General features: G+C 57.1%; 22 protein-coding genes. 13 read left to right on the top strand and 9 right to left on the bottom strand.

The genetic code is table 11. The features are described from left to right. Window positions 1-55: 55 nt before the first annotated feature. The 4 genes from AC1DFB_RS04160 (at window position 56) to AC1DFB_RS04145 (ending at window position 3,386) form a co-directional block, all read left to right on the top strand. Window positions 56-832: an ABC transporter ATP-binding protein gene (locus tag AC1DFB_RS04160; RefSeq protein WP_170393596.1), complete on the top strand. Its 777-nt coding sequence runs from the start codon at window positions 56-58 to the stop codon at window positions 830-832. A 33-nt stretch (window positions 833-865) separates the two neighbouring features. Continuing rightward, entirely contained in the window at window positions 866-1,615 is a 750-nt protein-coding gene (locus tag AC1DFB_RS04155) for a transporter substrate-binding domain-containing protein (protein ID WP_170393598.1), read from the top strand. An 80-nt stretch (window positions 1,616-1,695) separates the two neighbouring features. After that, window positions 1,696-2,583 carry an ABC transporter permease gene (locus tag AC1DFB_RS04150; protein ID WP_170393600.1) on the top strand — a complete coding sequence of 296 codons (888 nt, stop codon included), beginning with the start codon at window positions 1,696-1,698 and terminating at the stop codon, window positions 2,581-2,583. Continuing rightward, the gene (locus AC1DFB_RS04145; RefSeq protein WP_170393602.1) at window positions 2,580-3,386 is read left to right on the top strand and encodes an ABC transporter permease; all 807 of its coding nucleotides are present in this window, start codon (window positions 2,580-2,582) and stop codon (window positions 3,384-3,386) included. Before AC1DFB_RS04150 ends, AC1DFB_RS04145 begins: the two co-directional genes overlap by 4 nt. On the opposite strand, the gene AC1DFB_RS04140 is transcribed toward AC1DFB_RS04145, so the two are convergent. Beyond that, a complete protein-coding gene (locus AC1DFB_RS04140) occupies window positions 3,383-4,210 on the bottom strand; it encodes a M90 family metallopeptidase (protein ID WP_480503122.1) in 828 nt (275 codons plus the stop codon). The genes AC1DFB_RS04145 and AC1DFB_RS04140 overlap by 4 nt on opposite strands. A 193-nt stretch (window positions 4,211-4,403) precedes the next feature. Here AC1DFB_RS04140 and AC1DFB_RS04135 point away from each other — a divergent pair, with 193 nt between their 5' ends. The 5 genes from AC1DFB_RS04135 to AC1DFB_RS04115 all read left to right on the top strand — a co-directional run bounded on the left by AC1DFB_RS04135 (window position 4,404) and on the right by AC1DFB_RS04115 (window position 10,449). Beyond that, window positions 4,404-5,723 (top strand): glutamine synthetase family protein, encoded by a 1,320-nt coding sequence (locus AC1DFB_RS04135; RefSeq protein ID WP_480922178.1) that lies wholly within the window; start codon window positions 4,404-4,406, stop codon window positions 5,721-5,723. A 58-nt stretch (window positions 5,724-5,781) separates the two neighbouring features. Next, entirely contained in the window at window positions 5,782-6,462 is a 681-nt protein-coding gene (locus AC1DFB_RS04130) for a type 1 glutamine amidotransferase (RefSeq protein ID WP_170404894.1), read from the top strand. After that, window positions 6,462-7,820, top strand: coding sequence for a glutamine synthetase family protein (locus tag AC1DFB_RS04125; protein WP_170731847.1), 1,359 nt, complete (start codon window positions 6,462-6,464; stop codon window positions 7,818-7,820). Before AC1DFB_RS04130 ends, AC1DFB_RS04125 begins: the two co-directional genes overlap by 1 nt. Before the next feature lie 12 nt (window positions 7,821-7,832). Continuing rightward, window positions 7,833-9,137: an NAD(P)/FAD-dependent oxidoreductase gene (locus AC1DFB_RS04120; RefSeq protein ID WP_170662150.1), complete on the top strand. Its 1,305-nt coding sequence runs from the start codon at window positions 7,833-7,835 to the stop codon at window positions 9,135-9,137. A gap of 112 nt (window positions 9,138-9,249) precedes the next feature. Then, a complete protein-coding gene (locus tag AC1DFB_RS04115) occupies window positions 9,250-10,449 on the top strand; it encodes a DegT/DnrJ/EryC1/StrS family aminotransferase (RefSeq protein ID WP_170610082.1) in 1,200 nt (399 codons plus the stop codon). Window positions 10,450-10,458: 9 nt separating this feature from the next. Here AC1DFB_RS04115 and AC1DFB_RS04110 read toward each other — a convergent pair whose 3' ends face one another. The 4 genes from AC1DFB_RS04110 to AC1DFB_RS04095 all read right to left on the bottom strand — a co-directional run bounded on the left by AC1DFB_RS04110 (window position 10,459) and on the right by AC1DFB_RS04095 (window position 14,294). Continuing rightward, window positions 10,459-11,214 carry a trypsin-like serine protease gene (locus tag AC1DFB_RS04110; protein ID WP_170801293.1) on the bottom strand — a complete coding sequence of 252 codons (756 nt, stop codon included), beginning with the start codon at window positions 11,212-11,214 and terminating at the stop codon, window positions 10,459-10,461. 8 nt (window positions 11,215-11,222) lie between these two features. Beyond that, window positions 11,223-11,777, bottom strand: a complete 555-nt coding sequence (gene phaR / locus AC1DFB_RS04105; protein WP_170404880.1) for a polyhydroxyalkanoate synthesis repressor PhaR — start codon at window positions 11,775-11,777, stop codon at window positions 11,223-11,225. A 135-nt stretch (window positions 11,778-11,912) separates the two neighbouring features. Further along, window positions 11,913-12,359: a phasin family protein gene (locus tag AC1DFB_RS04100; RefSeq protein WP_029621740.1), complete on the bottom strand. Its 447-nt coding sequence runs from the start codon at window positions 12,357-12,359 to the stop codon at window positions 11,913-11,915. A 132-nt stretch (window positions 12,360-12,491) separates the two neighbouring features. Continuing rightward, the gene (locus AC1DFB_RS04095; RefSeq protein ID WP_170393622.1) at window positions 12,492-14,294 is read right to left on the bottom strand and encodes a class I poly(R)-hydroxyalkanoic acid synthase; all 1,803 of its coding nucleotides are present in this window, start codon (window positions 14,292-14,294) and stop codon (window positions 12,492-12,494) included. Between the two features lie 111 nt (window positions 14,295-14,405). Here AC1DFB_RS04095 and phaZ point away from each other — a divergent pair, with 111 nt between their 5' ends. Together phaZ and AC1DFB_RS04085 are read left to right on the top strand one after the other, a co-directional pair. Next, entirely contained in the window at window positions 14,406-15,677 is a 1,272-nt protein-coding gene (gene phaZ, locus AC1DFB_RS04090) for a polyhydroxyalkanoate depolymerase (protein WP_170404873.1), read from the top strand. Next, entirely contained in the window at window positions 15,674-16,258 is a 585-nt protein-coding gene (locus AC1DFB_RS04085; protein ID WP_480922177.1) for a DUF6151 family protein, read from the top strand. The genes phaZ and AC1DFB_RS04085 overlap by 4 nt, the downstream gene beginning before the upstream one ends. Here the strand turns inward: AC1DFB_RS04085 and AC1DFB_RS04080 are convergent. The 4 genes from AC1DFB_RS04080 to AC1DFB_RS04065 form a co-directional block, all read right to left on the bottom strand. Then, a complete protein-coding gene (locus tag AC1DFB_RS04080) occupies window positions 16,255-16,965 on the bottom strand; it encodes an alpha/beta fold hydrolase (protein ID WP_170393627.1) in 711 nt (236 codons plus the stop codon). The genes AC1DFB_RS04085 and AC1DFB_RS04080 overlap by 4 nt on opposite strands. Window positions 16,966-17,038: 73 nt before the next feature. After that, window positions 17,039-17,653, bottom strand: a complete 615-nt coding sequence (locus AC1DFB_RS04075; RefSeq protein WP_170406395.1) for a hypothetical protein — start codon at window positions 17,651-17,653, stop codon at window positions 17,039-17,041. Between the two features lie 20 nt (window positions 17,654-17,673). Next, window positions 17,674-18,681 carry an alpha/beta hydrolase gene (locus tag AC1DFB_RS04070; protein ID WP_480922176.1) on the bottom strand — a complete coding sequence of 336 codons (1,008 nt, stop codon included), beginning with the start codon at window positions 18,679-18,681 and terminating at the stop codon, window positions 17,674-17,676. Beyond that, complete coding sequence (locus tag AC1DFB_RS04065; RefSeq protein WP_170645819.1) at window positions 18,681-19,430, bottom strand: alpha/beta fold hydrolase; 750 nt, start codon at window positions 19,428-19,430, stop codon at window positions 18,681-18,683. The genes AC1DFB_RS04070 and AC1DFB_RS04065 overlap by 1 nt, the downstream gene beginning before the upstream one ends. Before the next feature lie 216 nt (window positions 19,431-19,646). Between AC1DFB_RS04065 and thrS the strand changes: the two genes are divergently transcribed. Both thrS and AC1DFB_RS04055 read left to right on the top strand, forming a co-directional pair. Continuing rightward, window positions 19,647-21,605, top strand: coding sequence for a threonine--tRNA ligase (gene thrS, locus AC1DFB_RS04060; RefSeq protein WP_170393633.1), 1,959 nt, complete (start codon window positions 19,647-19,649; stop codon window positions 21,603-21,605). 221 nt (window positions 21,606-21,826) lie between these two features. Then, window positions 21,827-22,129, top strand: a complete 303-nt coding sequence (locus tag AC1DFB_RS04055; protein WP_010439128.1) for a BufA1 family periplasmic bufferin-type metallophore — start codon at window positions 21,827-21,829, stop codon at window positions 22,127-22,129. The last annotated feature ends 37 nt before the right edge of the window (window positions 22,130-22,166 follow it).

Here is a 22,166-nt window from a genome sequence, read left to right as displayed (position 1 = left end):
AGCCCGATTTTTCAGCCCTATTACCGCACCAACACCAATCATATCTGGACTGCCCGTGACAGACGCCGCTCCCGTCATTGAGATCAAGAACCTGCACAAAAGCTTTGGCCAACTCGAGGTGCTCAAGGGCGTGGACATCACCGCGCATCGCGGCGACGTCGTGTCGCTGATCGGATCATCCGGTTCGGGGAAGTCTACCCTGCTGCGCTGCTGCAATCTGTTGGAAGACAGCCAAGAGGGCGAGATTCTGTTCAAAGGCGAGCCCGTCCGTTGGACTGGCAGCCACAATCATCGCCGTCCCGCCGATCCCAAGCAGGTGCTGCGCATCCGCACAAATCTGTCGATGGTGTTCCAGCAGTTCAATCTGTGGGCCCATATGACCATCCTGCAGAATGTGATGGAGGCTCCGGTCACTGTCATGGGCCGCGACAAGGCCGAGGTCGAAGACAGCGCGCGCAAATATCTGGAAAAGGTCGGCATCGGCGACAAATGCGACGTCTATCCGGCGCAACTATCGGGCGGACAGCAACAACGCGCCGCAATCGCACGTGGGCTGTGCATGGAACCTCAGGCGCTGCTGTTTGACGAACCGACCTCAGCGCTCGATCCCGAACTGGAACAGGAAGTGATCAAAGTGATCAAGGATCTGGCCGCAGAAGGCCGCACCATGATCATCGTGACTCATGACATGAAGATGGCTGCGGATATCTCCAGCCACGTTGTGTTCCTGCATCAGGGCCTGATCGAAGAAGAGGGTTCAGCCGAAGACATTTTCACTGCCCCTGAATCCGAACGGCTTCAGGGCTTTCTCTCCGCCACTCAGGCGGCTTAACCAACGGACAGAACCAATAAAGGGGAGTAACTCATGAAAAACCTGATTCTGACCACCGCAGCGCTGGCGTTGACCGCCGGTATCGCAATGGCCGAAACTGTGCGCATGGGCACCGAGGGCGCCTACCCTCCGTACAACTTCATCAATGATGCTGGTGAGATCGACGGCTTCGAGCGTGAAGTCGGTGACGAGCTGTGCAAGCGCGCTGGTCTGGAATGTGAATGGGTCAAGAACGACTGGGATTCGATCATTCCGAACCTGGTTTCAGGCAACTACGATACCATCATCGCCGGCATGTCGATCACTGACGAACGCGATGAGGTCATCGACTTCACCCAGAACTACTACCCGCCGACCGCCTCAGCTTACGTAGCTGCTTCAGATGGCGCTGACACGAAAGGTGGCATCGTCGCTGCACAGACCGCAACCATTCAGGCCGGTCACGTTGCTGAATCCGGCGCGACTCTGGTCGAATTCGCCACCCCCGAAGAAACCATCGCCGCGGTGCGCAACGGCGAAGCGGATGCTGTGCTGGCTGACTATGACTTCCTGGTCCCGATTGTTGAGGAATCCGGTGGCGAGCTGGTCTTTGTCGGCGATCTTGTCCCGCTGGGCGGTGGCATCGGCATGGGCCTGCGCGAGAGCGACGCAGAACTGCGCGGCAAGTTCGATGACGCGATTTCGTCCATGAAGGCAGACGGCACGCTCAACGAGATGCTGGTCAAATGGTTTGGCGAAGGTATCGCTACATACAACACAGACGGCTCGGTCGTAACCAACTAAGCCCTCCGTCCAATTGTCCGGCGCGTGCGCGCGCCGGACCTGCCGGACCTGAGACCGGCCAGACGTTCGAAAGACGCCTTATGTTCTCCTACTGCGCTGATCCTGACACGCTGGGCACGTTCCGCTGGTTCTCGTGCTATCTGACCAATGGCGTCCACTGGTCGTTCTACCTTTCTTTCTTCAAGGTGCTGGGTCTGCTGGCCGTCACCGCCCCGGTCGCCCTGAGCTTCGGTTTTGCCGGCGCTATGGCAGCGCGATCGCATTTCCCGCCGCTTAGCTGGCTGGGTAAGGCCTATATCGCCATCGTGCGTGGCGTGCCTGATATCGCTTTCTTTCTGTTCTTCGTGATCGCTCTGGATCAGGGCTTTGAATGGCTGCGCCATAAAGTGCTCTGCCCCGAATGGACCGATCCGGTGCGGCAGGGCAACGACTTCATCGTCTGTCAGGCCGCCAAGCTGCCGCTGGGCACTGCACCCGAATGGGTGCATGAAACCTACGGCTTCTTCCTTGCTGTCGTCACATTCTCTATCGTGTTCGGCGCGTTTGCCGCCAACGTCCTGTTCGGCGGCATGCGCGCTGTACCACACGCCCAGCTTGAGACGGCCGCAGCCTACGGCATGACACGCCGCCAGACCTTTTGGCGAATCCTGGTGCCGCAAATGTGGGTCTACGCCCTACCTGGCCTATCGAACCTGTGGATGGTGCTGATCAAGGCTACACCACTGCTTTTCTTGCTGGGCATCGAAGATATCGTCTATTGGGCGCGCGAGTTGGGCGGCACAAAAACATCCCGCTTTACCGATTACCCTCATGGCGACTGGCGCATGTGGTACTTCCTCGCCCTGCTGATCTTCTACCTCGGCATGACCCGCGTCTCGGAAATCGGGCTTGAGAAACTGATGCGCCGCCTGTCCCATGGTCAGGCCACATCGGGCGGAGAGCTTCTGCGCAAGGAGACCACCGCATGAGCTGCATCCAGACCATTCAAGACTACGGCCTCCGTTCGCTGGGCTTCGGGGAACGCCTGCTGCCCAAAACCGATTTCACCCTGTGCGAGCACTTCACGCTGATCGGCTCGGGCATGATCTGGAATATCTATTTCGGGATCATGGCGATGGTCACGGGGTTCTTCCTCGCCACCGCGTTGGCCGTCGGCAAAGCCTCGTCGAATAAATGGCTGCGCAAACCGTCCGAGTGGTTCATCTTTTTGTTCCGCGGCTCGCCGCTGTTCATCCAGTTCTTCTTCGCCTATTTCTTCTTCCTTTCGCTGAAGAAGCCCTATCCGATGTTCGACGCCTTCACCTCGGCCTGGCTGGGGGCGCTGATCGTGCTGTTCCTGAATACTTCCGCCTATTCGGGCGAGATCTTCTATGGCGCCCTTCGTTCAATCCCCAAGGGCGATATCGAAGCCGCCGACGCCTATGGCATGTCCGGTTGGTCGCGCTTCCGACGTATCGTTTGGCCGACAATGCTACGGCTGGCGTGGCCCGCCTATACGAACGAAGCGATCTTTGTCTTCCAGTCCACCACACTGGTCTTCTTCTCGGCCTTCCCGGCATGGCAGCAAAGGGGTGATGCGCTCTATTACGCCAGCTACTTCGCGGACAAGACGTTCAACCCGTTCATCCCCTACCCGATTCTGGCGTTCTATTTCATCCTGCTGACGCTGGTCATCGTTTGGGGCTTCGGAAGGGTCAACAAACGCCTGAACCGCCACCTACCTGCCGAGCGGAAAGCCAAGATGCGCTTCCGTCTGAATCTGGCGCGCTAAGCCCACTCCACCGGGTTCAGCCGGAACAGTTTCGAAAGCTGCTCATAGACCTCGGGCACCTCGTGCTTCAGTGCTTTCGGGCGCTCAAAGAACACTTCGACCGAGACGGCAAAGAACTCTTCATGCCCGGTTGCGCCATAGGGGTCGATAACCGTGTGCCGCCCGCTTTCAACCGCGTGAACATGCGCGTCATAGGCGGTCAGGAATACCTTTTCCCATTCGGCAAAGCTCTGCCCTTCACTCAGGATCGGTACGCCATTTGTACCCCCGGACAGATCATCGATCTGATGCGCAAATTCATGCAGCACTACGTTCTGCCCGTCGCGATCATCCAGAGCGCCCTGCTGGCTGTGTGCCCATGATAAAATGACCGGTCCGCGATCCCAGCTTTCCCCGGTCCGCACGATCTCTTTCTCGGACACGACATAGCCCGAGCGTCGCTGCTGCTTTGACTTGAACGCATTGGGATAGATCAGAATGGTCGTCAGATTGTCATACCAAATGTCGCTATTGATCACGAGCAAACAGGCCTGCGCCGCAATCGACAACTCCATCTCCTCAGTCACTTCCAACCCGTCGCAGCCGTAGAAGCTCACTTGATCCAGAAACAGGTTCACCTTGCCATCCAAGTGGCTGCGCAGCCCGGCGGGCAGCCGCCGGATGATGGGAACTTGCTGATCAATGATGTCCTGTTGATCCGAGGTCAGACGCGTCGCCAACAGCGCCGCGCGGGCCTGTCTCTTGGACCAGACGTAATAGCCGACCCCGCCTGCGATCAGTAACACTATGGTAAGAAAGATGAACATATCTGAGACTATAGGCATCGCTACGCCCGGCACAATCGGGCACCTGAATGTTGTACAACTCGGAAGACAGCGGTCTCGACCACTGTACAAGTCGGTTGATTTTCAACATCGCGCCCCACCGCAAGCGACGCCTATTCGTAATTTGATCAAATTTCGTGACAAGACGCTAATCCTGATTTAAACCTCTCGTGACTAGACCACGGAGCCCCCAATGGACCTGAGCGCCCTGCATACATTCCGCGTCGCCGCCTGTGACCTCAACGGTCAGATGCGTGGCAAACGCGTGCCACCCTCATACGGTGCCAAGTTGGACAAAGGCGCCGTACGCATGCCGTTCTCTGCGCTCAATGTCGATCTCTGGGGCGCTGATATCGAAGGCAGCCCGCTTGTCTTCGAAAGCGGTGATGCAGATGGTGTGTTGCGCCCCACCGGGCGTGGACCGGTTCCTATGCCCTGGCTTGATACACCCACCGCGCTGGTGCCCATGTGCCTGTACCACGATGACGGCACGCCTTTTGCGGGCGATCCGAGACACGCGCTTTCTGCGGTTCTAGATCGATTTTCCGAACGGGGCTGGTCGGTCATCGCCGCCACCGAACTCGAGTTCACTCTGCTTGACGCCTCAGGCGACCAACCGCAGCCTCCGATCAACCCGGTCACGCGCCGCAGGCTGCGGGACGAAGCCGTTCTGTCGATGGCCGAAATGGACGCGTTTGATGCGTTCTTCACCGACCTCTATGATGGTTGCGCCGCTATGGGTATTCCTGCTCAGACTGCAATATCTGAAAGCGGGATCGGTCAGTTCGAGATCAATCTGAACCATCAGGACGCCATGCGCTGCGCCGATGATACGTGGCTTTTCAAGACCTTGGCGCGTGGCGTGGCACGCAAGCATGGCTTCACAGCGACCTTCATGTCCAAGCCCTATGCCGAGGATGCGGGCAACGGAATGCATGTGCATTTCTCGGTCGTCGATGTCGATGGACGCAATGTCTTCGATGACGGAGGGGCCGAGGGAACCGATGAACTGCGCTCGGCGGTTGCTGGATGTCTGACCGCGATGCCCGGCTCTACGCTGATCTTCGCACCGCATGGCAATTCTTACACGCGCCTGGTGCCTGGTGCCCACGCACCCACCGGAGCAAGCTGGGCCTATGAAAACCGCACGGCGGCCCTGCGCATTCCGGGTGGTGCCCCTGCCGCCCGACGGATCGAACATCGCGTTGCTGGCGGTGACATCAACCCCTATCTCATGCTGGCCGCAGTTCTGGGCGCGGCAATGGTTGGGATCGAGGATGGCCTGCGACCGCCCAGCCCGATTTCGGGCAATGCCTATGAGTTGACGGATCTGCCGCAGCTGGCAGCAGACTGGCCGTCGGCCATCTCTGCTTTCGAAACTGACCCGGTAGTTGCGCGCATTTTCCCGGACGATCTGATCCGCAACCTGGTAATGACCAAACGGCAGGAAATTGCGCGATTCGCATCCCACCCTCCTGACGAGCACTGGCTCAGCTATCTTGAGAGCGTTTGAACCTCTTGCCCAGCTCGCTTCGCTCCGTTAGAATAAATTTGATCAAATTTGGTGAACTATGAAAATCGGCATCCTTGTAACCGGCCACCCACCCGATGAATTGCATGAACAATTCGGGGAATATGATGGCATGTTTCGCGCATTACTGGGTGGGAACGGCTTTGAATTCCAAACATACGCAGTGGTCGATGGTGAGTTTCCGGAAGACGCGCATCAGGCCGACGGGTGGATCATCACCGGATCTCGTCATGGCGCATACGAAGATCACGTTTGGATTCCCCCGCTTGAACAGCTGATCCGGGATATTCGGAAGACAGGGAACCCCTTGATTGGTGTCTGCTTTGGACATCAGATCATCGCGCAAGCGCTTGGTGGAAAAGTGGAAAAGTTTGATGGTGGCTGGGCTGTAGGACGCACGGAATACAGCTTTGGCGATCAGACTGTCACCCTGAATGCTTGGCATCAGGATCAAGTGACCAAACTGCCCGCAGGTGCGGTGGTCACCGGTACGAATGACTTTTGCCAAAACGCCATGGTCACCTATGGCGATACGATCTGGACCGTGCAGGCCCATCCTGAATATGGAAATGACTTCATACAGGGCTTGATGGAGACCCGAGGCAAAGGCGTGGTTCCCGATGCGTTGATGCAGGCGGCAGCGAACCGGAAAGATGCCCCGGATGATAATGCCAAAATCGGACACCACATGGCAGAGTTCCTAAAGAAAGCGAGGGCCTGATGGCCGACTGGACAGATCAGCTGCCTGAGGCGGCGCGCACCTACTTTGAAGGCAAACGGCTGGATGAGGTTGAATGCATCATCTCTGACCTGCCCGGCATCGCCCGCGGCAAGGCAGTCCCGGCGTCAAAGTTTGCCAAGCAATCCTATTTTCACCTACCCGACAGCATTTTCTACCAGACCATCACAGGGGATTGGGGCGAAGCTGCAGGTGAGGACGGTTTCATTGAGCGGGACATGATCCTGAAACCCGATTTCTCAACTGCGTCGGCCGCTCCTTGGACGGGTGACTGGACCTTGCAGGTGATTCACGACGCGTTCGATCGAGATGGAGAGCCGATCCCTTTCAGCCCCCGCAATGTGCTCAAACGCGTTGTGAAGATGTATCACGACAAAGGTTGGAAGCCGGTTGTCGCCCCCGAGATGGAGTTTTTTCTTGTCGCGCCAAATGTAGACCCGGCGCAGGGTATCAAGCCGATGATGGGCCGCTCGGGCCGACCTGCGGCGGCGCGGCAGGCTTACTCGATGACAGCGGTGGATGAATTCGGGCCGGTGATCGACGACATCTACGACTTTGCCGAATTTCAGGGGTTTGAGATCGACGGGATCACGCAAGAAGGCGGTGCCGGACAACTAGAGATCAACCTGCGTCATGGCGATCCGGTGAAGCTGGCGGACGAGGTATTCTATTTCAAACGCCTGATCCGCGAAGCCGCGTTGCGTCACAACTGCTTTGCAACATTCATGGCGAAACCGATCGAAGATGAACCGGGCTCGGCCATGCACATCCATCACTCGATTATCGACATGGAAACGGGTCAGAATATCTTCTCGGGCCCTCAGGGCGGAGAAACGGACGCCTTCTACAACTTCATCGCCGGCTTGCAGAACCACCTGCCTGCAGGGCTGGCGGTGATGGCACCGTATGTGAATTCTTATCGCCGCTACGTCAAAGACCATGCGGCCCCGATTAATCTGGAGTGGGCACGCGACAATCGCACAACTGGCATTCGCGTACCTCTGTCCGGCCCCGAGGCGCGCCGGGTTGAAAACCGCATCGCGGGCATGGACTGCAACCCTTATCTTGGTATCGCATTGTCGTTGGCCTGTGGCTATTTGGGCCTGACTCAGCAAGAACGCCCACGCCGCCAATTCTATGGCGACGCCTATGAAGGCGACGGCGATATCCCTCAGATCATGGGTGAAGCTCTGGATCTGTTTGATGAAGCCACTGCCCTGCACGAAGTTCTGGGTCCCGAGTTCGCCCGTGTCTACGGCATCGTCAAACGTGCTGAGTACGAAGAGTTCCTGCAGGTCATTTCCCCGTGGGAACGCGAGCATCTGCTGATGAACGTCTAGGGCAAAGACGCGATGAACCTGCTGTATTCTAATGACCGCAAGGCGGAGTACCCGCCAAGCTGGTATGCCGCGACGGCGCACGCCTTTGACCGCCACCCGGCGCTTGAAGGCGACCATACCGCAGACGTCTGCATTGTCGGAGGCGGATACACGGGCCTTTCGGCAGCATTGCACCTGGCTGAGGCTGGGTTCGATGTTGTCCTGCTGGAAGCTCATCGCGCGGGCTTTGGGGCTTCGGGTCGCAACGGAGGCCAACTGGGCAGCGCGCAGCGTTTGGATCAAGAGGATCTTGAACGGCTTGTCGGCGATGAAGATGCGTCAAAGCTTTGGGATCTGGCCGAAGAAGCCAAGGATCTGGTCAAATCTCTGATCTCAAAACATCAGATCGATTGCGACCTGAAGCCCGGCATTGCGGTTCTGGGCTTTAACAACTCGGAGCGCGCAGAGCTACATGATCACGCAGCGCATCTGTCGGGTAAATACAAATACGACCAAATCGAAACTTTAGATGCCGATGCCGCGCGCGGGCTTTGCCCCTCACCAGCCTATGCGGGTGGGTATCTGGACAATGGTGCCGCGCACCTACACCCGTTGAACTACGCCCTCGGCCTTGCGCGTGCCGCTGTCAGAGCCGGGTTAAGACTGCATGAAGACACCGAAGTTCTTGGCATCGATCAGGGCGCTCGTGTTACTGTACGCACTGAAAAGGGCACGATCACTGCCGATCACGTTATTCTGGCCTGCAACGGATACCTCGGAGATCTGAACCGGCAAGTTGCATCGCGCGTGATGCCAATCAACAATTTCATCGCGGCAACCGAACCTTTGGGCGCTGAAGTGCAAAAAGTTCTGGCCAAAGATATCGCCGTTGCTGACACCAAGTTCGTGATAAACTATTTCCGGCTAAGCGCCGATGGCAGGCTGCTGTTTGGGGGTGGCGAAAGCTATGGTTATCGTTTCCCCGAGGACATCGCCGCAAAAGTCCGCAAGCCGATGACCGAGATTTTCCCGCATCTGCGTGACGTCAAAATCGACTACGCATGGGGCGGAACGCTGGGCATCACCATGCGGCGCATGCCCTATTTGACCCGGGTTGCGCCAAATATCCTGTCCGCCTCGGGTTATTCTGGCCACGGCGTCGGCACCGCGACCCATGCAGGGCAACTCATGGCATTGGCGATCCAGGGGCAGGCTGAGGGGTTCGATACCATGGCCCGCGTTCCTGCAGTGCCCTTCCCGGGCGGTCCTGCTTTGCGGACGCCGTTGCTGATACTGGCCATGACTTGGTATGCGCTGCGTGACAGGCTGGGTATCTGAACACATTCTTTACGACGAATTGGTGAAATCTCGCTGACGATGCGAATTGGGACTTGGCTTGCCTGCACATCGAATTTATATTTCCCAAAGATAAAATTCGGGAAATCCAAATATGACGCTTGTACCCAACGTTCATGAAGCCGAACCCATCCCCGCAGCCGCCCGAGACGCAATCGACGCCCTGATGAAGTCAGGCGATCTGTTTCGCTATACCGCACCTCAGGATGCGCCCGTTGCCCTGCTGGAGGCAGAGTTTGCCGAACTGCTCGGCACAAAATACGCGCTGGCAGTCTCTTCCTGTTCTGCCGCGCTATTTTTGTCGCTCAAGGCGCTTGGGCTGCCCCGCGATGCGCGGGTTCTGATCCCCGGATTTACCTTTGCCGCCGTGCCGTCATCGATTGTTCACGCGGATTGCATTCCGGTTCTGTGCGAGGTCGGGGACAATTATCGCGTCGATATGGCCGATTTCACGGCTAAGCTGGACAGCGTGCAGGCAGTGATCATCAGCCATATGCGCGGCCATACCTCGGACATGGACGCGATCATGGAGCTGTGTGAAGCGCGCGATATCCCGGTGATCGAAGACGCCGCCCACTCATTGGGCACAACCTGGCATGGGCGCAATATTGGCACCATCGGTAAGGTCGGCTGCTTCTCGTTCCAGTCCTATAAAATGATCAACGCAGGCGAAGGTGGCATTCTGGTCAGCGACGATGCGGATCTTGTAGCGCGCGCGGTCATCATGTCGGGCGCATACGAGCACAACTGGAAAAAGCACTCTGGCTCACCAGAGCTGGAACAGGCCTTTGCCAAATGGCAGAACCAGTTGCCACTGTATAACCTGCGCATGAGCAACCTCAGCGCCGCAGTCATTCGCCCACAAATCCCCGAACTGGCCCGCCGTGTCCGCGACGGGCTGGCAAACCATGACTATGTGGCTGATCGTCTGAACACATCGCCCTACATCGATGTCCCTGCCCCCCTGACACCCGAGCAGCGCGCACCAGATTCGATCCAATTCAATCTGGTTGACCTCAGCGACGATGAAATCCGCGCCTTTGCCGCCGCAGCCGAGGCACGCGGTGTCAAGGTGCAGGTCTTTGGTCTGAGTCAGGATAACGCTCGTGCCTTCTGGAACTGGCAGTTCCTACCCGAACAGTTCGACCTGCCACAGACCCGTGCGATGCTGATGAAGGCCTGCGATGTACGTCTGCCCGTGCGTTTGACGCGCGATGAACTGGACGTAATCTCGGACATCCTGCTGGCTTCTGTTGGCGAGGTTGTCGGCCCGGTGCCAGTCTACGGGACCTGATCGTCAGTTCTATTGCAGATCAAGGTCGTTAACTGAAAGTAACAATGCGTCGATCCCGTCGGGGGTTGGCGCGACGCGTGACAAAATCCCGGCAACGGCGAGCCCGGTTTCTGTTTGCGTCAGAAACGGTGCACCGGAATCCCCCATCATGACGGGGCAGATCGCGCGCATCAGCCCCTGGCCGGCCTGTGCGGCATTACAGCTATCGGTGCGACTGAGCACGTGGGGCCGCAATCCGGGATAGCCCGCGAACGTGCCCATCTGCGGGACAGTCCGGGAAACATCGAAAAAACCAACCTGCTCTCCAATTGGCTCGGCCAACTCCAACACGGCCCAATCCAGATCGGCGCGATTGTTGAATACACCGTCGCGCCCCTGTTCCGAATCCAGCCGATAGGCCAATACATTGGACACGGCGGCAGCCTCGCCGCGCTGATACCCTGCGGCAAACCGGATACTGGCCGGAGGAATCCAGCGGTTGCGCGCGCTGTTGTACAAGCAATGTGCCGCGGTCAAAACCAGCCGCTCAGACACCAGCACGCCTGTACAATGGGACCGCTGACTGCGGCTGGCAAAATTGACCCGGCCAATGGCGCGCCAGGGCGGGGTCGTTGCATCCAGAATTTCGCGCGCGCGAATCTCGTCGCAGCCCGCAGCCGTATCCCGACCCATTGTGCAGATAGGTTCCCACACGGATGTAAACTGGCCTTGGGCCTGTGCAGTCTGGGCCCAGATCAACGCGCCCAGAACAGACAGCCAGCGCATCGGTCAGGCTAGCTCAGCTTCGATAGTTTTTGCTGCAACTCGGCAAGTTGCTTTTTGATGTCGTCCAAATCCTCTTTGGGTTCGGGCGATGTTTCTTGTTCATCATCCGGCCCCGACCAGTTTCCCGACAGACCACCGGTCATGGCTTTTAGAAAGGCCTTTTGCTGCGCCTGCATCGCCTCGAACCCCGGCATCTGGGACATTGGGTTCATGGCGTTCATGTTTTCCATCATCTTGGACTGGCTCTCGCGCAGCATGTCGAACGAGCTTTGCAGGAATTGCGGCATCATGCCCCCGCCCGGCACCATGTAGCTGCGCACCAGATCGTTCAGCACATTAATCGGCAAAACATTTTCGCCGCGGCTTTCGTGTTCGGCAATGATTTGAAGCAGATACTGACGGGTCAGGTCATCACCGGTTTTCAGGTCGATGATCTGAACCTCGCGGCCATCGCGTATGAAACCGGCTATATCTTCAAGCGTCACGTAATCGCTGGTCTCGGTGTTATACAGCCGACGGCTGGCATAGCGCTTGATCAGCAGCGGTTTGTCTTGTTCCGACACCCTGTACCCTCCCCAAGGATGATGCGTTGCAGCAGAGGTTATGCGACTGCAGAACAAAAAGAAAGGGCAGGTCAAGCGACCTGCCCGAAGCGATTACACCATTTGGGAGGAATGGGTGCTATATCGCAGCCTTACTTACTTGGCGGTTGCTGCTTTCTTTGCGGCAGCGGTCACCTCGTTGGTGGCTTTTTTGACGGCTGCGGTTGCATCTTCTGCAGCGTCTTTGCCAGCCGCCATCAGCAGCTCAACTGTTTCGGTCTGAACTTTTTTCGCGATCTCAGCGAAAGCAGCCAGGTTTTCAGCGGCAACTTCAGCCGACGCGCTTGCGAAGTCGGTTGCAGCTTTTGCGTAATCCGCAGGCTCGGTTTTTGCTTTCGACATCTCGGTCAGTTTGGCCAGGGTTTCTTTGGTCCATTTGTTCGAGATCTCAGCTGATTTCTCAGCTGCGTCCAGAGCAACACCCGACAGCTTTTCGTTCAGAGAAGCGGTCGATTTGAATGCGTCTTCCAGAGCGGTTGTGTCAACCGGGAACGCGCCCATCATGTCTTTCAGGGTCGCGGTAAAGTCTTGGGTCTTTGCCATTGTCCTAAATCCTTCTAGCCGTTCCGGGCCCACCCCGGTTCTCATCAGCTTGAAGGCAATATGATTGCTGCATCGCAGCATTGCAAGCTTTTTCTTGCTGCAACGCAGAAATTTTTGAGTTTCAAAATGATATCAGCGGTTTGCCTTGACCAAAACATAGGTACCCGGAGCCGGGCAAAGGCGTGGATGATCCGAATCGCCGGTATCGCGCGCGGGAACCTGCTTGCCTGATCGCTTCTTTAACCACGCTTCCCACATCGGCCACCACGAACCTTCGTGGAAGTCAGCTTCTTTCAGCCATGTATCGGCATCACACTTCAGCTCAGGATTGGTGTAATGGCCATATTTTTTCTTACTGGGCGGATTTACGATGCCCGCGATGTGGCCGGACTCGGACACCACAAAGGTCTTCGACTTCGCGCCCATCTGCTGCACCCCGCGATAGCAATCCTTCCATGCGGCAATATGATCCGTCTCGCAGGTGATCGCCATCAAAGGCACATCGACATCCTTGATATGCAGCTTATGGCCAAGCAATTCGAACCCGTCGTTGACGAAATCGTTGCTCTGACACAAACCGCGCAGATACTGGATCGCCATCCGGCCTGGCAGGTTGGCCCCGTCGCCGTTCCAGTACAACAGGTCAAACGCTGGCGGTGTTTCACCCATCATGTAGCTGCGGATCGCCGGCGTATAGATGAGATCTCTGGATCGCAGGAAAGACATCGTTCGCCCGATGATCCATGCCTTTAGAATACCATCCTTCGAGACCTGTTCTTCGATGCCATCTACAAAGTCATTTTGCAGGAACGGCGTGAACTCCCCCTGCTCACCAAAGTCTGTCAGGGTGGTGAAGAAAGTGGCAGATTTGATCGACTTGTCGCCGCGCTGCTTCATCAGCGAAAGCGTCAGGCTCAGCGTCGTACCGGCGATGCAGTAACCCACTGCGTTGACCTGCTTGACCTTGCAGATTTTCTTCGCCTCTTCGATGGCGGTCAGGAACCCTTCCTGAATATAGTCCTCCATCCCAATATCGGCGTGTGAACTATCGGCATTCACCCAGCTGACCACAAACAGGGTATAGCCCTGCTCGGTCACCCATTTAATCAGGCTGTTCTGAGCCTTCAGGTCCAAGATATAGAACTTGTTGATCCATGGCGGGAACAGAACGATCGGCGTTTCGTGCACCGTCTCGGTCACCGGTTTATACTGGATCAGTTCCATCATTCGGTTGCGATAGACGACGTCGCCGGGTGTAGTTGCGATATTCCCGCCAATCTCAAAGGCACTTTCGTCAGCCAGCCTGACAACCATTTCGCCGTCATTGGCCTCAAGGTCCGACACGAGGTTCTCCAGCCCCTGTATCAGGGACTGCCCTTCGGTCTCGATGGCCTTTTCCAGCGCATCGGGGTTGGTGGCCAGAAAATTCGTTGGCGCCATCATATCTATGATCTGCTGCGAGAAATACTGCAGACGCTGCTTATCCTTGGTTTCCAGATCGTCAACCGATGCAACGGCCTGCGCGATCGCTTCGGCATTGGTTTGGTACTGCTGGCGAATGAGGCGAAAGTAGGGGTTGGTTTCCCACATTGGATTGGCAAACCGTTTATCTTTGGCAGCGGCTGGGGGTACATCCCCGTCGCTTTGGGTCATCGCTTTCTGCGCTTCCGCAAAGTTGAGAACCGATTTTCCCCAATACTCAATTTGCTGCTCCAACAGCTTTGTGGGGTTTTGAAACGCTTCAGCCCAATACGCAGTTGCTGCTTTTGCAAAAAGCTCTTGATTCGGGCCATCCAGAGCGGGGGTGTGCGGCGTTTTTCCGGCCATGACCTCGACCAGGCGTTTGGACAGTTCTTCTACTTTGTCCATATTTTCTTTAAGTCGTTCAATATGTTCTTCGGTCAGTTTTGGCGTCTGGTCTTCGGTAGTTGTCATTTTAACAATTCCCCCCTAGTCTCGCTGCTGTGCAGAATAACGTCGTTGGCGTCGGGGGGCAAAGCGGCGAATGGTCCGAATTCTCAGGCTGATACTCAGGAGGCACATTCGATGCGCTACATGATGACCTATGACCTGATGGAAACCATGCGTAACACCAACCAATGGCTTGGTGCAACCGCAAGCGCGATGGCATCCTACCCCCTGTTCTCGATGACACCCAACCCGGCCTTCAACTGGATGGCCGCTTGGGGCGAAGTAACCGAGCGCACATTTCAGCGTATGGTCGTCAAGCCTGATTGGGGCATCCGCACCTTTACCTGCGAAGACGGCAAGGACCATCTGGTCGATATCACAACCGTGCTTGAGCGTCCTTTCGGCGACCTGATCCATTTCCGCGTTAATGGACGCAAAGAACAGCCACGTAAGGTGCTGCTGGTTGCGCCGATGTCGGGGCATTACGCGACCCTGCTCCGCTCGACCGTCAAAAGCCTGCTTGTCAATTGTGAGGTCTACATTACCGATTGGCATAACGCGCGCGACATTCCCGTGTCCGAAGGCAAGTTCGATGTAGAGGATTACACGCTCTACCTTGTCGATTTTATGAAAGAGCTCGGCCCCGATACGCATGTTATTGCGGTTTGTCAGCCCGCACCGCTGACTCTGGCCGCAACCGCCTATCTGGCCGAGGTCGAGCCGAAGGCGCAGCCAAGTACCCTGACCCTGATCGGCGGTCCCGTCGACCCCGACGCAACTCCGACCGAGGTTACGGATTTTGGTCGCCGTGTAACGATGGGTCAGTTGGAAGAAACGATGATCCAGCGGGTTGGCTTCAAATACAAGGGCGTAGGCCGGATGGTGTATCCCGGCTTGCTACAACTGGCTTCGTTCATGTCAATGAATGCCGAACGTCACAGCAAGGCGTTTTCGGATCAGATCCAGCGCGTTATTCGTGACGAGGCATCCGACCACGATGCCCATAACCGGTTCTATGACGAATATCTGGCGGTGATGGACATGACTGCCGAGTTCTATCTTTCGACCGTTGAACGTGTCTTCAAAAACCGTGAGATCGCGCGCAACGAGTTCGTTGTAGCCGGCCACAAGGTGGATATCGGCAAGATCACTGATGTGGCTGTGAAATCGGTCGAAGGCACGAATGACGATATCTCAGCCCCCGGGCAATGCATTGCGGCGCTGGATTTATGCACGGGTCTGCCCGACAGCAAAAAGGCCAGCCATGTTGAACCCGGCGCGGGTCACTATGGCATTTTTGCGGGCCGCAGCTGGCGCGACAACATCCGTCCGCTAGTGATTGATTTCATGAATGAAAACAGCCGCAAACCCCGTCAACGAGCCGCCAATAGCAACAAAGTTGCATGAGCCGCGCAGCGGCAGGAGACTTTCCTTTCCGTTGCAATTGCGGCGCCCTTTCGGGGCGCATTACTGAACACGGCGTCGTATCCGGCACTCATGTCGTGTGTTTTTGCCATGACTGCCGCGCAGCTCAGCTGTATTTTGAACAGCCCGACCCTGCGCCCGACCCAGTCGAGGTGTTTCAGATGTCACCGGAAGACATTAAGATCGATGCAGGGGTCGAGCACTTGGCAGCTATGCAACTTAGCCCCAAGGGCATGTTGCGATGGTATGCCAGATGCTGCAACGCGCCGCTGGCCACGACGCCGACAACTCCAAAATTTCCGTTCGCGGGTTTTATCGTCAAACGTATTCCCCACCCCAGCAGTTTGGGTCCCATTACTACGCGTGGATTTGTGCCAAGGGCTGACGGCAAGCAGTCTCATGAGAAAATCCGCTATGCCGCTATGGGTCTGCTTAAACGCGTACTAAAATCGCGTCTGTTCGGGAGCTGGAAGAAAACGCCATTCTTTGACTCTGAAACCGGTCGGCCGGTGGTGCAACCAACTGTTCTGACCAAGAACCAGCGCGCGGTTTTCTACGACTAGGTCAGCCGCAGTGGTTTCCGGAGCCAATCCTGCAGCATCGCAATCACGGATTCGGGTGCTTCCAGTGTCGGATAGTGCCCGGCCTCATCAATCACGCGCAACTCTGCATCCGGAATGAGATCAGCCATGAAGGTATTCTTGCGGACCGGATTCTCCGCATCATGGGCACCGCAAATGATCAGCGTGGGCATCCTGATCCGGCGCAGCGTGCCTTGTTGGTCCGGACGGCGTTGCAGGGTTCTTATCTGACGCACAAACACATCCGAGCCCAATTCCTCGGCCATCTGCAACACTTCGTTCAAAATCGGGATGCGTTGCGGACCGGGAGACAACATGTCCGAGCCGATCAGCTTGCGCATCACTTCGTCCAACCTCCCCGCCTGCGCGCCAACGATCAGGTCTTCGCGACTCGCCGCGATATGAGGTGTGTCGGCCTGCGCATCCGTCGCCAGCAAGGCCAGTCGTGTCACCCTCTCAGGTGCTCGCCGCACGATCTCAAGCGCGACGCCACCACCCAGACCAAACCCGCACAAAGCAAACCGGTGCGGCAGTTGATCCAGCAAGCCCGGCGCGATTTCTTCGAACCGTTCACCGCCGGTGATCGGTGCGACCATAACTGCACGTTCACGCGACAGCGCGGTGATCTGCGCCTGAAACAACCGTGCATCGCACATCAATCCGGGTAGCAAAACCAACGGCTCGATCACCTCGGTGCCCTCCGCTCGTTGTTATTGTTTTGTTACAGGATGAGAGGTTTGCCAACGGCGGGCAAGCAAAACTTCACGGATAGCTGATCGCCCGAAACGGTGGGAAATCCGCATAGCGTTCCTGCCTTTGGCCCAGCGGTTCATCTGGCTCCGCCCCGGCCCGCAACAAGCAGCCGCGCGGGGCGATGTAGCTGTCGATCCGCCGTACAGGCTTGGGCCGCCAAACCAGATTGAACGCGCATAGTTTGGGAAAGAACCAAATCTCGGAATAATCCAGATGGTCATGCATCCACCACGCCAAATCGCGCCAATCGCGCCCCTGCGCATAACGGTCTGCAATCCACGGAATTACCACCGACGCCCCTGCTACACGTGCGTCACCTTCGCCCCAATCCCAAATGTGGCACTCCAACGGGTTGTCATTGCGGGCACAGTTCAACCTGTTCTCGTTCCCGAACCGGTTCAGTGATCGCGAGCGATAGCCCGAGCGCACCGCGATACGACCAAAGGTTTCTTCCAGCGGGTCCAGCAGGGTCTCGCAAAACGCGCGCCCGGTCTCGATCGCAAGATCAGGGTTGTCGGGAATATTTTGCAATTCGTGAAAGTTCCCGATCTCGGAATATAGAAAATCACGCATGAAAAAATGCCGGGATAGTCGCACGCGACCCAACGTCTCAAGGCTCCACATACTGCCCGGTCTACGCATATTCAGCCCCCGCTTTGCTTCGGAATCCCCTGCTCTGACAGCCATTCCAATATGCCCGCGACCGCCGCGTCAGTCTGACCCGGTGACATCAGACGCCCCGCGACCACGTGTGAGGTCGGATCATCCCCGGGCCCCATTGTCACCAATGAAACCATCGCCTGACCACCCCAGGTCTTGGCCGCCTCATGCATTTTATCCGGACGCACCACCTGATCATCATCAGAAAACCAGAACAGCGCCGGAACCCGCGCGCCCGAGAAGTCAAGCGCATTGACCGCATCTACAAGGGCAAACATCGGCACGACCGCCTCCCATGGATAAACAGTTGTCCAAAAGATGTTCTTCTCGGGATCAGTGCTTGAGACATCCCGGTCCTGTCCCATCAATGGCGGCAGCCAATGCCGGGCCCACGGCAAGGATGGCACCCAGGAACCAGCCGAGTTTACGCCAAAGTTCGGCGACACCAAAACCAATGCAGCCACATCAGTGCTCAGTTCCGTATCCATCGCAGCCGCGGCGGCCAATGTCGCCCCCGTCGAGGTTGCGATCACAATGACTTGCTCACCAACAGCCCGGGCAGCAGCCAACGCCTCGGCTGTATCCTGCATCCAGCCCGACGCCGTACCTTCGGCCATTGCGTCCCCATCGCGGCCATGCCCCTGAAGCCTTGTGTAGACAAGGTTGGCACCCAACGCGTCCGCAACGCGATCAGGTACTGGCCTGATCTCTTCGGACGTGGCGGAAAACCCATGAATGTAGAGCACCGCATAAGCTGTCCGCTGTTCAACAAAACCATCCTGCCAGACCACGCGCTTTTCAACACCTGGCACGATGTCATCATAGGCGGATTCGATGCTTTCAAAGTAAACCTGAACGCCTTCGCCAAATTTGCGCGGATCGAAACGCGGATGCAGGTCCACTGGCTCGCGCGGGCCAAAGGCGTAGATCAACACACCAACCAGCGTCAAACCCACCAGCACCCGCGCCAAAACCCAGCCCAGGCGACGCATCAGGTGCCTTCCAGGACTTCTCGCAGAGCCTGCTCAATCAGCCCGAGGCATCGCTCATCCGAGAACCTGTGATCCGCATCTTTGACCAGCAGCAGTTGCATGTCCGGACCAGTGGCATGATCCAGCAGGCGCACTGCCGTATCGGTCGAGACGGCCGTATCTGCTGTCCCCTGCAGGAGACGCAAAGGGAAAGGCAGATCAAGCGAAGCACGCAAAACCAACCGCTGCCGCCCATCCTCAATCATCCGCTTGGTGATGACGTAGGGCTCCATGTAGTCCGATGGCAGTTCCACATGTCCAACCGTCTCTAGTTCAGATTTCTGCTCGTTCGAAAACGACGCCCAATACCCATCCTCGGTAAAATCTGGGGCCGCCGCAATTGTCACCATACCTGCGATCCGTTCGGGCATGACACGCGCCAGCAACAGCGCTTGCCACCCGCCCATCGACGATCCCACAACAACCAGCGGACCATCAGTTAACCGAGAAACTGCGGCCAGCGTATCCTCGTGCCAGTCCCCGATACACCCGTCAGTAAAGGCGCCTGAGCTTTCACCGTGCCCCGAATAGTCAAACCGAAGGAACCCCTGCCCGCGCGCGCGCGCCCACGCTTCCAGATGCACCGCCTTGGTGCCCTCCATATCTGATTTCAAGCCACCTAGAAAAACGATGGTCGGCCCGCGCCCATCACTCTTGTGATACGCCAGACGTCGTCCCTGAGCGGTTTCCAGAAATTCTGCCTCTGCCATGCTACCCTCATTGCTTGTCAGCCCATCATGCATGTCACGCACCTCTCTGCAATTGCCCGATCCTTCTTCATCTGGCTAAAAATACCTCGGGGAGTGCGAGGGGCTGGCCCCTCGCTCCTGCCCTTGACACCTGTGTCCCCACCTGCCACATGAGCCGAGCATACATAACCCGCAACCGGGCGTTCAGTGGGCGCCAAACCGACGAGGAGAGCCGATATGGCCCTGGACTCACAGTCAGTCTCCCTTACCTTTCCCGATGGCAATTCCCGATCCTATGAAGCAGGCGTTACGCCAGCACAGGTCGCCGCCGACATCTCGACCTCGCTGGCGAAGAAAGCCATTTCTGCCACGGTGAATGGACAGCATTGGGACCTGCAATGGCCCATCGAAGCCGACGCGCAAATCGCTATTCACACCATGAAGGACGAGGCGCAAGCCAATGAGCTGATCCGACACGATCTGGCGCATGTCATGGCCCGCGCCGTGCAAGAGATTTGGCCCGCAACCAAGGTCACCATTGGCCCCGTCATCGAAAACGGCTGGTACTATGACTTTGACCGTGAGGAACCGTTTACGCCCGAAGATCTCGGCCTCATCGAGAAAAAGATGAAAGAGATCATCAACAAGCGTGACCCGGTGACCACCGAGGTCTGGGATCGCGATCGCGCAATCGAGTTCTACAAGGCCAATAATGAGCCCTATAAAGTTGAACTGATCGAATCCATCCCGGGTGACGAACCGCTGCGCATGTATTGGCACGGTCACTGGCAGGATCTCTGCCGTGGCCCGCACTTGCAGCACACCGGTCAACTGCCAGGCGACGCGTTCAAGCTGATGTCAATCGCCGGGGCTTATTGGCGCGGCGACAGCGACCGCGCAATGCTACAGCGCATCTACGGCGTGGCCTTCACCGGCAAGGAAAAGCTTAAGGCTCATCTGCACATGTTGGAAGAAGCCGCCAAGCGCGACCACCGCAAGCTGGGTCGCGAGATGGATTTGTTCCACATGCAGGAAGAGGCCCCAGGGCAGATTTTCTGGCACCCTAATGGCTGGACCATCTACACTCTTCTGCAAGATTACATGCGTCGGCAACAGCGCAAAGGTGGCTATGTTGAGGTCAACACCCCTCAAGTCGTCGACCGCAAGCTGTGGGTAGCCTCGGGTCATTGGGACAAATACCAAGAGAACATGTTCATCGTCGAAGTGGACGAGGAACATGCACGGGAAAAGGCGGTCAACGCCCTGAAACCGATGAACTGCCCCTGCCACGTGCAGATTTTCAATCAGGGTCTCAAATCCTACCGCGACCTTCCTCTGCGCATGGCCGAGTTCGGATCGTGTAACCGGTACGAACCTTCCGGCGCGCTGCACGGCATCATGCGCGTACGCGGCTTTACCCAGGATGATGGCCATATCTTCTGCACCGAAGACCAGATCGAATCCGAAACCGCTGAGTTCATTCGGTTCCTGTCCGGGATCTACAAAGACCTCGGGTTTGAGAACTTCTCGGTCAAATTCTCGGACCGGCCGGAAAAACGCTCAGGATCGGACGAAGTTTGGGACAAGGCTGAAGCCGCCCTGCTCAGCGCAACACGCGCGGCTGGGATCGAGCCGGAACTCAATCCGGGTGAAGGGGCATTCTACGGCCCGAAACTCGAGTTTGTTCTGACCGATGCGATCGGGCGGGATTGGCAATGCGGCACGCATCAGGTGGACTTTGTTCTGCCCGAGCGTTTGGACGCCACGTATATCGGCGCTGATGGTGGCAAACACCGCCCAGTTATGTTGCACCGCGCGACCTTGGGCTCGTTTGAACGTTTCATCGGCATTCTGATCGAAGAACACGCGGGCAAGCTGCCGTTCTGGCTGGCCCCGCGCCAGGTCGTTGTGGCCTCGATCACCTCCGAGGCCGATGAGTATGTGGCCGAAGTGGTCAGCACCCTTCGCGCAGCAGGCATCCGCGCCGAGGCGGATATTCGCAACGAGAAGATCAACTATAAAGTCCGCGAACATTCGGTTGGCAAAGTGCCGATCATTCTGGCTGTTGGTCACCGTGAAGTCGAAGATCGCACGGTCAGTGTCCGTCGCCTTGGCGAAAAACAGACGCGGGTCCAATCGCTTGAGGCTGTAACAAATGAGTTGAGCGTCGCTGCAACGCCCCCCGATCTGCTGTAACATTCGGCAGCAAACCGCTAGAAATCCGGCCCGTTGTTTTGGGCCGGATTGAAACAAATATCATTTTTCAATTCAAAAACAATTTGTTAACGTTCAAGGGTGCATGACGACCTTTGACGGGGTTGTGAGACACGGGCTCGTGAATTCAACTGCTGCCCCTGAACCATTACCTTGTCGTTGTCACAAGCAGACATACGCAGTCATTAACAAGGATTACCAAGATGTCGAACACCGCAAAAACACTGGTTATCGCAAGCGCAGTTGCTGCAGCTGTTTCCGGCGCGGCCACAACCGCAACTGCTCAGGCCAAAGAAAAGTGCTATGGCGTTTCTCTGGCGGGTCAGAACGACTGTGCAGCCGGCCCCGGCACAACCTGCGCGGGCACCTCGACCGTCGATTATCAGGGCAACGCATGGACCCTGGTTGACGCAGGCACCTGCGCCGACATCGAGCTGCCTAAAACAGCAGACGGTGCAGATCGCAAAGGTTCGCTTGAGCCGCTGGAGCGTGACCTGCCTGCATAAGGCTTTTCCGAATGAACCAGAAAGGGCGGGCAGGATC

It is taken from the genome of Ruegeria sp. S84, assembly GCF_056583445.1.
This window is presented reverse-complemented; position numbering and strand designations above follow the sequence as displayed.